At 44.7% G+C, this 12,637-nt stretch carries 9 protein-coding genes and 1 tRNA gene; 7 read left to right on the top strand and 3 right to left on the bottom strand.

From position 1 onward, the window contains the following. Positions 1 to 174 precede the first annotated feature (174 nt). The 7 genes from SWH54_16830 (at position 175) to SWH54_16800 (ending at position 5,778) form a co-directional block, all read left to right on the top strand. Complete coding sequence (locus SWH54_16830; protein MDY6792931.1) at positions 175 to 561, top strand: DnaJ family domain-containing protein; 387 nt, start codon at positions 175 to 177, stop codon at positions 559 to 561. 7 nt (positions 562 to 568) lie between these two features. Beyond that, the gene (locus tag SWH54_16825) at positions 569 to 1,516 is read left to right on the top strand and encodes a D-alanine--D-alanine ligase (GenBank protein ID MDY6792930.1); all 948 of its coding nucleotides are present in this window, start codon (positions 569 to 571) and stop codon (positions 1,514 to 1,516) included. Further along, positions 1,513 to 2,268 carry a hypothetical protein gene (locus tag SWH54_16820; GenBank protein MDY6792929.1) on the top strand — a complete coding sequence of 252 codons (756 nt, stop codon included), beginning with the start codon at positions 1,513 to 1,515 and terminating at the stop codon, positions 2,266 to 2,268. The genes SWH54_16825 and SWH54_16820 overlap by 4 nt, the downstream gene beginning before the upstream one ends. Positions 2,269 to 2,321: 53 nt before the next feature. Next, positions 2,322 to 2,852 carry a 5-(carboxyamino)imidazole ribonucleotide mutase gene (gene purE / locus SWH54_16815; protein ID MDY6792928.1) on the top strand — a complete coding sequence of 177 codons (531 nt, stop codon included), beginning with the start codon at positions 2,322 to 2,324 and terminating at the stop codon, positions 2,850 to 2,852. Further along, positions 2,818 to 3,492: an L-threonylcarbamoyladenylate synthase gene (locus SWH54_16810; protein ID MDY6792927.1), complete on the top strand. Its 675-nt coding sequence runs from the start codon at positions 2,818 to 2,820 to the stop codon at positions 3,490 to 3,492. The genes purE and SWH54_16810 overlap by 35 nt, the downstream gene beginning before the upstream one ends. A 17-nt stretch (positions 3,493 to 3,509) precedes the next feature. Then, positions 3,510 to 3,596: transfer RNA gene (locus SWH54_16805), tRNA-Leu, on the top strand. 397 nt (positions 3,597 to 3,993) lie between these two features. Beyond that, positions 3,994 to 5,778, top strand: coding sequence for a PAS domain S-box protein (locus SWH54_16800; protein MDY6792926.1), 1,785 nt, complete (start codon positions 3,994 to 3,996; stop codon positions 5,776 to 5,778). Between the two features lie 72 nt (positions 5,779 to 5,850). Here the strand turns inward: SWH54_16800 and SWH54_16795 are convergent, their stop codons facing one another. The 3 genes from SWH54_16795 to SWH54_16785 all read right to left on the bottom strand — a co-directional run bounded on the left by SWH54_16795 (position 5,851) and on the right by SWH54_16785 (position 12,561). Continuing rightward, a complete protein-coding gene (locus SWH54_16795) occupies positions 5,851 to 8,052 on the bottom strand; it encodes a DEAD/DEAH box helicase (GenBank protein MDY6792925.1) in 2,202 nt (733 codons plus the stop codon). After that, positions 8,052 to 8,807 (bottom strand): AAA family ATPase, encoded by a 756-nt coding sequence (locus tag SWH54_16790; protein ID MDY6792924.1) that lies wholly within the window; start codon positions 8,805 to 8,807, stop codon positions 8,052 to 8,054. The genes SWH54_16795 and SWH54_16790 overlap by 1 nt, the downstream gene beginning before the upstream one ends. Positions 8,808 to 9,231: 424 nt before the next feature. Next, positions 9,232 to 12,561, bottom strand: a complete 3,330-nt coding sequence (locus SWH54_16785) for a prepilin-type N-terminal cleavage/methylation domain-containing protein (GenBank protein MDY6792923.1) — start codon at positions 12,559 to 12,561, stop codon at positions 9,232 to 9,234. Between the last annotated feature and the right edge of the window lie 76 nt (positions 12,562 to 12,637).

Here is a 12,637-nt window from a genome sequence, read left to right as displayed (position 1 = left end):
CCTTTAACGAGTTGCCAATGCAAGTAAATTATGCATTTTCTGGAAAATCTTCGTTTTACTTCTATGCGATTTTACATCGTAAATTCAAACAGTTTTCAATTGTCGTTCAGACACTAAGTAGTTACATATAATTTAAACCTGTCATCGCTTAAAAGAAGGTGAAAAGGTCTATCCATGTTTCCCGGTTTTGATAAAATTGTAGAAGAACGAATTAAAAAGGCCCAGAAGAAAGGAGATTTTAAAGACCTTCCCGGATCAGGGAAACCGCTTGATTTAGAGGATGAAGGCCGGGTTGCCGAAGACCTTCGCCTGGCTTATAAAATATTAAAAAATGCTGACTTTACTCCCCCTGAAATCGAGATTAAAAATGAAATAAAGAAAACGGAAGACCTCCTTGCAAACATGAAGGATGAGAAAGAAAAATATCGCACCTTAAAAAAATTAAACTTTTTAATACTGAAATTAAATTCCATGCGAAATGCGTCGATAAACTTTGATCTTCCTCAGCAGTATGTGGAAAAGGTAGCCGGACGTATGGAAGCAAAAGGTAAAAAGGAGTAATATACCCATGAAAAAGCTCACAGTTGCTTTACTTTCAGGTGGCATATCTTCCGAACGCGAGGTTTCCATCAATAGCGGAAACCAGGTTTTTGAAGCTCTTGATAAGACCAAATACGAAATCATCAGATATGACCCTAAAACAGATATAGACCGCCTGGTCGCAGATTCTGCGAAAATCGATGTCGCTTTGATCATACTTCACGGTCTATATGGCGAGGACGGCACTGTACAGGGGTTGCTCGATTTGCTCAATATCCCTTATCAGGGTTCCGGAGTTTTGGGGAGTGCGATTGCCATGAACAAGGTCATTTCCAAACAACTTTTCCAGAAACATGATCTCCCCATCCCCAAATACATGGTTGCTAAAAAGGGTGACCCCATCAATCCCTCAAACTGCCGAAAACAGATCGGCCTGCCTATGGTGGTCAAACCGGCAGAAGGAGGGTCAAGCGTAGGGATGTCTATAGTCAAAACAGAAGATGCCCTTAAAAGTGCTCTTATAAAGGCCTTTGAATATGATGAAACCGTGCTGATAGAGTCCTATATTAGAGGCACCGAAATAACCGGCGGAGTCATCGGCAACAAAGATTTGCAAGCCCTTCCCATCATAGAAATTATCCCGGATGACACACATGATTTTTTCGACTATGAAGCAAAATATACTGCGGGAATTACCAAAGAAATATGTCCTGCCCGTATTGACGATTCACTCACTTCACAAGCCCAGACATATGCCAAAATGGCACATCAGGCACTTTCGTGCAACGGATACAGCCGCACCGACATGATTGTTAGGGACAACGACATTTATGTACTGGAAACAAATACCATCCCGGGCATGACCCCCACAAGTCTTTTGCCCCAGGCCGCAAATGCTGCCGGGCTGGATTTCGGCCAGCTCCTTGACCGATTAATAGAGTTGGGAATTGAAAGGCATAGGCATCGGATGATATGATCATCAGTGGAAACAGAAAATTAAAAGAACTATATCATAAGCTTGGTCCCGGGGATATCTTTGTCGGTATGTTGGCTTCCAAGCATCTGAAACAATCGATGCTGATCGATCTTCTTGAACGGGAGGTGCATTGCTTTCCATCACCTCTTTCACAGGTAATAAACAGTTCTAAAGCTTTGCAGGCGCTGATTTTCCGGGACCTGATGCTGCCCCACACCCAAGTCATCACCCGACGGGTTGAGTTGATTGATGCCATCAATCTATACAACAGGCATGGGATCGGCCCGGTTGTAAGCAAGGAAAACCACATGCACTGTGGCTACGGTATACGCAGATGGGAGACTGTCGAGTCACTTTACAGCCACATGGCTCTGATCGAGTCCTGTTACCCTTTTGTTCTTCAGCCTTTGCTGGAAAATTTCACTGATGTGCGCATTATTATAGTGGGTGACTATACTGAAGCCTATACCCGGTATAACCCATACAACTTCAGGATGAATATTTCCTCCGGGGGTAAAAGCCATCCGTATGTACTGGATAAAGATAAAAAAGAGTTCTGCCTCAGCGTTATGAAGCGCGGAAAATTCCCTTTTGCCCACATCGATCTTCACATTTTAAAAAATGGAAACTGCTTTCTTTCCGAAATAGCATTAAACGGAGGCATCAAAGGGGCGGTCATTGACAGAAATGAACTTGACGAAAAAAAGCGGGCTGTACTGGAACAGATGGCAAACGAGGTTGGTTGTGATTAAATTGTAAATTGTGAATTGTGAATTGAAAATAGTAAAAATAAAGGAGGTATTTTTTGGAAACAGGAAAAGATACAAAACAGACCGGACAATCCTTTAAAGTGGGAATTGTAATGGGCAGTGATTCCGACCTGGGAGTTATGGAGGAAACTACGGCTGTATTAAATAAATTTGATATACCTTTTGAAATGACAGTGGCTTCCGCCCACAGAAGTCCGAAAAGAGCTGCCGAATTTGCCTCTACTGCCACCACTCGCGGCACAAAAGTTATTATTGCCGGAGCGGGTCATGCCGCCCACCTTGCCGGAGTTATTGCAGCCCATACATCTTTGCCGGTAATCGGTGTTCCCATAGATTCTTCATGCCTGCAGGGGATTGACTCCCTTCTCTCCACGGTACAAATGCCTCCCGGTATTCCGGTGGCCACCATGGCAATAGGAAAGCCAGGTGCGCGAAATGCAGGTATTCTGGCCACACAGATTCTTGCTATTTCCAATCCCGAACTTACGCAAAAGCTGGAGAAATTTAAAGCTGAAATGGCATTGCAGGTTGATGAGAAAGCAACTAAAATTGAAGGCATCAAATAAAATAAGCAAGATAAATATTACCCATCCGGATGCTGAGATAATTGCCGATGCCGCACGCATTATCCGGGATGGGGGAGTGGTTGTATTCCCCACAACAACTCTTTATGGTCTGGGCGCAGATGCTTTTAACGCCGAAGCGGTAAACAGGATATTTCACCTTAAGCAAAGACCCGCCAACAAGGCTATTTTGGTTTTAATCAAAGATAAAGATGAGCTGGGCAGACTTGCGGCTGTCATTCCTCCTGCTGCAACAGCTATCATAGAAAAATTCTGGCCTGGAAAGGTTTCCCTTGTGTTTCAAGCAAAGGATGGACTTTCCGCCAACCTGACAGCCGGAACAAGAAAAATCGGTATCCGGCTACCGAGACTTAATATTGCACACCAACTGGTTCAAGCTACAGGCTGCCCGATAACCGGAACAAGCGCCAACCTTTCCGGAAGTGCCGGGTGTTTTCAGGTGGAGGACCTTGATGAAAAAATTGTAGCCGGGGTTGATCTCATACTTGATGCAGGACCGCTCAGAGGGGGTGCCGGTTCAACTGTTGTTGATGTCACCGGTGAAACACCGCTGATTTTAAGGCAAAGTGAATTGCCGCCGGAGGATATTTTTAATGTTATTGACAACCTCGGTCTATTTTAATATAAATCGAACCCAAAGCCGGAGTGGTGAAACTGGTAGACGCAGAGGACTCAAAATCCTCCGGTCGCAAGACCATGAGAGTTCGAGTCTCTCCTCCGGCACCATGAAGATATTGAGGCTTTTGAAAAATGCGTCCCGTTTTGATGGGATTCACGCGCATGCTTTCCTTTGAATATACACAAAAAACGATCATTTTAACTGCAACATCGTTTGTCATATTTCAAGGGTTGAAATTTGAGCCTGACACAGAAAATAGGCTGATACGCGTAACCTTGGAAAAGGGATGTTTTTCAAAATTCTCATAAAGGGGTTGGCCCGCCGGCTGTGGGCTAATCCCTTTTTTATTTTTAGATTTTGGTTCGTTCACTATATACGGTACTAATCAATATTGGCAGCTACAACGTATGGTAGCAGCCCCATTTTAATCGAAAAGAATTAGCATCTCAAAGATATTGAGGATCATGTACCGTGAATCTGAATATTTACCAAAGGCAGGACAGCATGAGAGGTAAAACCAACATCCGTACAGGGTTTTTAGATTCGATTGTCTTGACCGGAATCGGTATTGCCGCAATTTACTGGATTCTGGAATCTTTTATGTTCTTTTTCTTATCTCCCGAAGCAAATGTGGTACATCATCTTCTTGGCGAGGACATGTTTGAAACCCTGACCCGTGTTCTTGTTTTATGCATGTTTCTTATTTTCGGCTCTCATATACAATACAGTGTTAATCGTCGCCGGGAAGCTGATAGAGCCATGCGACAGCAGGATGAAAAATATAGAACCATTGTTGAAAATATTAAAGAAGGATTTTTAGAAACTGACCTTTCGGGAAACTTTACTTTCTTTAATCATTCCATTTGCAAAATCCTGGGATACTCCGGTGAAGAACTTATCGGCATGAATAATCGAGAATATACCAATTCCCAGCATTCTAAAAGACTTAATAAAATCACTGATGAAGTATGCCGAACCGGAGAGCCGGCCCAGGTAAAAGATTTTGAGGTTATCAGAAAGGATGGATCCACCAGAGCCGTTGAGTTTTCTCTCTATCTGATTAAAGACAATAAAAGCAAACCTGCCGGATTCAGGGGGGTTGTGCGAGATGTTACCGAAATTTTTCAAGCGGAAATAGAAAAAAGAAAACTGGAAAAACAGCTCCAGCATTCACAAAAAATGGAAGCCATCGGTAACCTGGCAGGGGGTATTGCCCATGATTTTAACAATGTTCTCATGGGCATGCAGGGAAATGCCTCTTTAATGCTTTTCGATATCGATGAAAGCCATCCGCATTATAATAAAATAAAAAATATAGAACGCTATGTTGAAAACGGCAGTTCGCTTACCAGACAGCTTTTGGGCTTTTCCAAGGGTGAAGGATATGCAGCCAGGACCATTGATCTAAATGAGCTTATTAAAAGAACTTCAAGCATGTTTGGCCGAGCTAAAAAAGAAATAAAAATTCATACCGATTTATTAAAAAAAATATGGACAGTGGAAGTCAATCAGGGGCAAATGGAGATGGTGTTTTTAAACCTTTATATCAATGCGCTGCATGCCATGCCCGAAGGTGGAGATCTTCATTTGTTGTCGGAAAATGTGGTAATTGACGAAGGTTCGGCGAAAAATTTGAAATTAACCCCGGGCGAATTTGTGAAGGTATCCGTCGTTGATACCGGATCAGGCATGGACAGGGAGATTCAGGAAAAAATATTTGACCCGTTTTTTACTACCAAAGATAAAGGCAGGGGGACCGGTTTGGGGCTTGCTTCCGCTTCCGAGGTGATCAAGAACCATGGCGGCCTTATTGATGTTTACAGTGAAAAGGGAAAAGGAGCGACTTTTAATATTTATCTGCCCGCATCGGATAAAGAGGTCATTCAGGAAGAAGAATTAACCCGAAAAATATTAAAAGGCACGGAAACCATCCTTTTGGTGGACGATGAAGAGATGATCCTTGAAGTAAATCAGGAAATTCTAAAAGCCTTGGGCTATAAAGCCATGATTGCCGAGGGTTGGAAAGAAGCTGTTGAAATATTTAAAAATCACCGGGAAAAGATCCACATGGTTATCATGGATATGATCATCCCTGGAATGAGCGGCAAAGAGTTTTATGACCGTTTGAAAGAAACCGATCCTAAAATAAAGGTTCTTCTTTCCAGTGGTTACAGTATCAACAGCCAGGCAGCCGAAATACTTGAACGTGGATGCAACGAATTCATTCAAAAACCTTTTAAAATGAAAGAGCTGTCTGTTAAGATAAGAGAGGTTCTGGATGGAAAGTAAAGGAAAAAGAAAGGCAGAAGGGAAAAGAAAGGGGAGTGATTGATTTTCCTGCCTTATCCCTTCCCTTTTCCCTTATTCATCCAACACCGGTTCCCTCAGAATTAGCTCAAGGGCGGTTTGCGCGGTTATCAAAACTTCCGGGAAGACATCGGCCAGGGCTCTGATATGCCTTAAATGATCCGCAGTGCGCAGGACCAGCATGGCAAAGGTTCCTTCCTCTAAATCTGAAACAGATACCACTTTTTCCCATGAGTGGCCGGTTGCCCAGATATACATGGCAACCGCCGGTCTTAAAAAAAGTTTTCTGACTTCAAACCCACGGGATGCCATTTCTGTTGAAAAAGGTCCGAGCCTTTTTTTTACCTTAACAAAAGATGTCAAAAGCCTTTTGGGGAAAGATTTTTTATCAATATGATCATCCGCATCGCGCTCATCCACAAATGACGCAACAATTGCAGCAAGCAGGGCAGGATCAGATTCAGGGAATATTCTCTGCCTGAACCCTTCGCCCAATAAAAGCGGCTGGTCAACCCTGAGCCTGGATGCCCAGATTCCATCATCGGTTAACCTGTCGTTGTTGTCCACGTATTTCTTTTCTTTAAGAAAATCAAGATGCCGCAAAAAATTCCGCCAGAGAAGTTTATTGTCAGTTACAGATACCTGTTTAAAAATTCGCAGCCCCTTTCCTGCTTCGCCTGCGGCTACGCAGGACAAGCCCTTTTGCCCCCTGCCCTGCGTAGCTTTAGCAAAGCATGGTTTCCCTTTTGCAATCTGATAGGTGGCAAAAGATTTTTCCAGCAAATCTTCTATCTGGCCGGGTGTATGAGACAACAGCAGGTTAAGTACCATTGAGAAATTGATTTTAATCTGACTGATCACATCAGAAGGCATGGAAGTGACAAGCTTTGCAACCAGCCTTAAATCCATGAACCTGCCTGGGATCGCAACGGTAAATCCTATGTTGTCCATTCCTCGTCGTCCTGCCCTTCCTGTCATCTGGTGGAATTCAGTGGGACTTAAGGGCTTAAATTCAACTCCGTTAAACCTGTCCGAATTTAGGAATACCACTGTCCTGGCGGGAAAGTTAACCCCGGCCGCCACGGTAGATGTTGCAAATACAGCATTTAGAAGCCCTTCTGTCATGAGCGTTTCTACCACCAGCTTCCAGGCAGGCAGCTGTCCGCTGTGATGGGCTGCCACAGCCAGGTGTTCAAGATGCCACCTTTGCCTGTGGTTGGCAATATGTGAACGCTGTAAAGTTAGTTTTTCAATCCTTTCAGCAAGACGTGTTTCCTGTTCAGAACCGCTTGAACGATTTTTCATGCATAGATCAAGGGCACGGTCACAGTCAGCCCGGGATTTAAGAAAAAATATGGCCGGTAGCAGATTATATTTTTTTAAAACACGCAATATGTCATCAAAGGGGGGCAATCGGCGGGGAGGGGCAAATAATGGAGGATGCCTGACATTCAGATATTCAACCACCTTTGGATGAATTCTCTTTTTCCCCTTTAACTCTTTACCGGCTAAAAACGGAAAAAGCATTCCCGATGGATGCAGAAAAAGAGGGCAAAGCGGAACCGGTCTGTTTATCTCTTCAACCACAATACATTTATTAGATCGCATGTGATTGAGCCATCCGGCAATCTGCTTTGCGTTTCCTATGGTAGCGGAAAGCAAAAGAAGCGATATCCTGGGGGGAAGATAAATCATTATTTCTTCCCACACCACCCCCCTGTCTTCATCTCCAAGAAAATGCGCTTCATCCAAAATCACCAGATCAACGGACAATGATTTTCCATCATGCATGGCATCATACAGTTGATTTCGCAAAATTTCGGTTGTTCCCACTATCACAGGTGCATCTGGATTTTCTTTTCGGTCACCGGTCAATATGCCCACATTGCCGCTACCAAAAAAAGATGAAAATTCATTATACTTTGCATTGGATAACGCTTTTAGGGGAGAGGCATACCATGCTTTCTGGCCTTTTTCATATATCCTGGCCATTGCCTGTCGTGCGATCCATGTTTTTCCCGACCCTGTTGGAGCGGTCACCAGGCAATCAGCACTTTCAATTACTGAAAGGGCTTCAAGCTGGAAGGGATCCGGGGTAAAGGGCTTTTTATGCGGAACACCTATGGAAGCAAAAACCTTTTTTAATCCGGCTTCTGCGCCGGGTTTAATTTTCGCTATTCTGGATTTCTTAGGAAAATTGACCTGCTTGCCTTTTGCTCTGGGTTTTTTAGAAGGATATCTTCTTCGTCTTCTCATTAGAGTTTAGAAATCATCTTTTCAACCCGTGCGTTTGAAGGCGAATCTACATCATAGGGGGAAATACCCTCAAGGTCGGCTTCAATCAGTGCATCATCATAGGGAAGAAAACCTAAGAACTCAAAATCTGATAAATGTTTGGTTAAAAACTGTTCATCTTTTTCGCTTCGTATCTTGTTTCCCACCACCGCTATATTATCTAGTCTGATTTCTGCAGCGAGCCTTTTAATATTGGCAGCCGTATCAATGCTTCTGCGTCCGGGCTCCACCACGATAATCAATTTATCAACCGCCTGTGCCGTTGCCCTTCCAAGATGCTCGATTCCGGCTTCCATATCCAGCACAACGACTTCATCCCTTGCCAGCACAATGTGCATGACCAACGCCTTCAACAGCGTACTTTCCGGGCATATGCATCCGCCCCCTCCTTTGGGCACACCGCCCAGGCGCATCAGTTTAATATTGCCCATTTTTACAGAAAGGGCGTCGGGGAGATCATCCACCTTGGGATTTATTTTAAAAAAGCCTCCGATGGTTCCGGGTTTTGCCTCGGTTCGTTCAAAAATAAGGTCTTTCATTTCGGCAATGGGAGTAATTTTATCGGAATCCTCAATGCCGAGAGCAGCCGCAAAATTTGCATCCGGGTCCGCATCTATTGCCAGAACATGTTTGCCCTGCTTATCCAAAGTACGTGCCAACAGAGCTGAAAAAGTCGTTTTGCCTACGCCTCCTTTACCGCTTATTGCCAGTTTCATCAATATTTCCTTTCATTTTGTATTATAAATAATTATAGCTGTAATTTTTTTATACTGTTTGCCATAAATATAGAAAGCACGAAAAAATTTCTTTTTTTCATGTTTCCGTGATAGATTTATTATTCCAATTTACTTGAAGTAATATAACACAGGATGGAATTAACGCAAGAAGGGAGTTTTTAGATTGCAGTTTGCGGATTACAAGGTGCGTGCTTTGAATATGTTTTGAACCGCAGAATACCGAACAAAGAATTTCCAATGATAAAATGTTGAATCGCTTGGTTCTATCTTTATATTATAAAAAGATAGAATCCTCACTTCGATATTCATAATTCCCTGTTCGATATTCGATATTTAAATTCCAATTAAATCATTTGGTGGCACTGAACTACTAATTGTGCCATGATGCTATTACTCCCAGCTTTTATTCTTGTATCGGTGTCAAGAATCCGGCTCCTGAGGCAATTTCAACTTGTAAGCCGAAATCGTCGAAATAAACGTCGGTGGAGCCATGGCCGAATGTATGCAGCCCGAGTTCCGGCCGGGCATAGGATAAAATTCCGGAATCTGGGGTAAAAAGAGTGTTTTCATCGCTAAGGATAATAACCCCCGTTTCATACGCAGAAGGCACAATGTCTACAGTTGGTAAACTAGTAGTATTAACAGCATCCCACCGGACCAGAGTGAAAAAATCGGTTTCGGCGGACCAGTCCTCAACTTCACCAGGAGGCCAGTGAATTTCATTGCGCAAATTTGGTGATCTTTCTAAATCAAAAGGGTCATTATTCGCTGTACCTTCACCTGTTACATCACCATAAAACACCTTGATGTAATTATTGCGGTCGGTGAAACCCTGACAGGTGGCAAGATTGCTTCCACCCACCAGAATTGCCTGGCCGCTGTTAAAGGTTCCCGATACTCTGTTGAGGGTGATTATTCCAACCGCATCGCCCCCAGCCCAACTGCCCGCAGAGAGTATCGGATTTCCCACCACCGTTCCCATGGCACCGTTTGCCTGGGTGATAATATCCCCATCTTCAATGGCAGTGGTTCCGCCGCTGTTAAAACGCACCTCGCCGGCTTCCTTGATTCGAACCAAAAGGGTGGACTCGTTGACCGAAAAGCCCTCTGAAATAGCCACATCATCGATGTGCCAGCCATGGTCAGTACCAGCGCCATCGGTTTGAATGCGAAATGTGATCTGTACATTATTGGGTATATATTCGCTGATATCGATAGCGACCTTGACCCAATCACTTGTCGAGTCAGGACCGACAAATGAGGCGATCTCGCTGCCGTTGATATACACACGCCCACTATCGCCTGCATCATTAAAAAAATATTCATGCCAGAAGGTCAGAACCGCAGATGTATGTCCGGTAAGATCAATTGAGGGAGAAATTAGTGATGCGTCTTCATTATTAACATAATGACCGGTCCGGTCAGACCACATTGTCGGCAGGCTATGAGAATCAAGTGAACTCAACCACCACGGAGGAGTCGCATTATCAATAGGCGCCGACCACCCGGGTGCACCACTATCCATATCATCAAAGAATATAATAGGCCCGGTCAGATATTTATATGCCAGCCATTGTCTGTCCGCTCCTGAATTTATCTGCTGCCACAGGACAATCAGGGGAACTTGATCCTGAGGAACAATGGCATCGTCAATGTTGTCAGGCAGGGGATTGGTGAAATTGCTGCCGCGCATAAAAGAAACCCCATAGCTGTTATTGCTTTCATCCAGCCGGAAAGACAGGCCGGCCGCATAATATTTGGGCAAACCGTCAGGTCCGTTTGTCTCGGGGTCCCCATCACTCCAACTCCCAGGCGTAAAGGGCGGAACAAACCCCACCTTGACCTGGGCATCGTAGCTTAAAAAATATCCGGATAAAGAGTGAGCGGATGCCAGGTTGGCATCGGTGGTTGACCAGTCCAGGCCGATAAGGCTTGCTTTAGGAGCTCCTGGTACTGCTCCTGTGCCGGTAACCTTCAACACATTTTCTCCTTCGATATTTTGTACTGCATGACTGCCCCACGTAGAGCCTTTCCAGTGATCTGTGGTTTCAAAAGTATCATGAACCTGTACTGTGATCCCCTCAGTGGGAGAATCGGGGATGGGAACGTTATATATAATATCGCGGCTTGCAGCCTCAACTCCTTGGCCCACGGTTCCGGTGGAACGAACCCTTAAATAAGGTCTTAAGATAAGATTGGTATTGGCATCCACCGGCAGAGAAAAAACCCTGGCCGGATTATTTGCATCGGTAATATTTTGAAACGTATTTCCGTTTCTGGTTGCATAGGTATAGGTAATTCCATTTATCATGAATTTTCCGGTGATTGCGGGAAAAAAGGCAGCATTGACAAGGGTGAGATCGCCTCCATTTGTCATAGTAGCTGCCCCTGGAGGATTTCCTACAGGAAGCACATTCATCCGAGCACCGACGTCATCCGTCAGGCCTCCTAGAATAGTAAATATTCCGGCAGCGTAACCTGTATAATTGTAAATATGATTACCAATGTTTATTCTGCCTGTGGCCGGCATGGTGAAATTGTCCGGCATTTGACCTGGGAACATAGTGCCGATTAATGTACTCGTACTGGGAAATGGGCCGGTAGTCACAAAATAATAAGGAAAAATTACAAGGTCGAATCTTTTATCGGGATTAATCAATGTAAAAACCGATCCGTCAATGTTCTGGAGCTGCTGATTCCTGTCGTCTTCAATTTCGCCATCTGTATCGGTATCCCCGGTATTAACATATACGCTGGCGGCGTATCTGAAACCCGATTCCGCCAGGTAATATGCCTTTGAAGTGGTGTTTGCCGTCACCTGGCTGAACGTGGAGGTACCGGTCATGGCCACCATTCCTGCACCCAGAGCGGCAAATATCATCATGGTGACAATCAGACCGATTAGCACATTTCCCTTGTTTTCTTCCAGCTTTCCGATCTGACCGCCTCCCAGCCTTTGTGCCCTCTTCCTGCTTCGCCTGCGGCTACGCAGGACATGGCCTTTTGCCGTCCGCCTTTGCTTGCCATGCATAGCCGAAGGCGAAGCATGGTGCCTTTGGGTGAGAAAAAAAAGGCTTAAAAACGCGAATGCAACAATAAACAAACCAAACAAAAGAGCTGTGGGAACTGACGTCTCGCCGGAAGCGACAGCCGCCACAAAGCAGGTATAGTTAGGGGCGCTGAAGGGAGCGGCGGTGGGTGGCACTCCGCCGTAGTTATTGGTATTTCTCGGATTGACCGTGGTGGTAAAAGTAACCGTATCACCGGCTCCGTCGGAGCGGTCCAGCGTGAGATCTGCTTTGATGGTTGAAAGACGTTGAATGTCCGCTCCATTCCAGGAATCTGTCCCCTGATAGTATGATAATGTAAAGTTATTCACATTATCCACCAGAATATCCCCGGCATCCGCCGGGGGACTCATCACTCCTGCAGGCAGATCATACATCTTCACATCAGAACCTTCCCTGGCAATGGCATGCCTGCCGGTTGTATTATCATAGACAATAAAGGCAGGATCTGCCTGTGTGGCAGCAATGTCAGTCAGTTCCATTAATTCACGCTGGATTCGGGCCATGGCAATTTGCGCTTTCTGGGCCATGTGGGAATTTTCCTTTGCCAGCAGGTATCCTTTGGTGCCGGTCACGATCCCCATACCCGCAATGGCAGCCATCATACCCACCAGTACAAGGGAAACGATGATCTCTATCAAGGTAAATCCTGACTCATTTCTCATTTTTTACTCCTATTTCTTCTGCCTTTTCCCTTCCCATTCAATATTCGATGTTGGACGTTCGATGTTCGATGTTCAT

This window comes from Thermodesulfobacteriota bacterium, assembly GCA_034189135.1.
Taxonomy (GTDB): Bacteria; Desulfobacterota; Desulfobacteria; order Desulfobacterales; family JAUWMJ01; genus JAUWMJ01.
Note: the sequence above shows the minus strand (reverse complement) of the source record. Positions and strands in the feature narration are given on the sequence as shown.

What these genes read in the sequence shown, in the direction of transcription:
- SWH54_16830 (MDY6792931.1), top strand. Translation starts at nt 175, where the DNA reads ATGTTTCCCGGTTTTGATAAAATTGTAGAAGAACGAATTAAAAAGGCC.
- SWH54_16825 (MDY6792930.1), top strand. Translation starts at nt 569, where the DNA reads ATGAAAAAGCTCACAGTTGCTTTACTTTCAGGTGGCATATCTTCCGAA.
- SWH54_16820 (MDY6792929.1), top strand. Translation starts at nt 1,513, where the DNA reads ATGATCATCAGTGGAAACAGAAAATTAAAAGAACTATATCATAAGCTT.
- SWH54_16810 (MDY6792927.1), top strand. Translation starts at nt 2,818, where the DNA reads ATGAGAAAGCAACTAAAATTGAAGGCATCAAATAAAATAAGCAAGATA.
- SWH54_16800 (MDY6792926.1), top strand. Translation starts at nt 3,994, where the DNA reads ATGAGAGGTAAAACCAACATCCGTACAGGGTTTTTAGATTCGATTGTC.
- SWH54_16795 (MDY6792925.1), bottom strand. Translation starts at nt 8,052, where the DNA reads ATGAGAAGACGAAGAAGATATCCTTCTAAAAAACCCAGAGCAAAAGGC.
- SWH54_16790 (MDY6792924.1), bottom strand. Translation starts at nt 8,807, where the DNA reads ATGAAACTGGCAATAAGCGGTAAAGGAGGCGTAGGCAAAACGACTTTT.
- SWH54_16785 (MDY6792923.1), bottom strand. Translation starts at nt 12,561, where the DNA reads ATGAGAAATGAGTCAGGATTTACCTTGATAGAGATCATCGTTTCCCTT.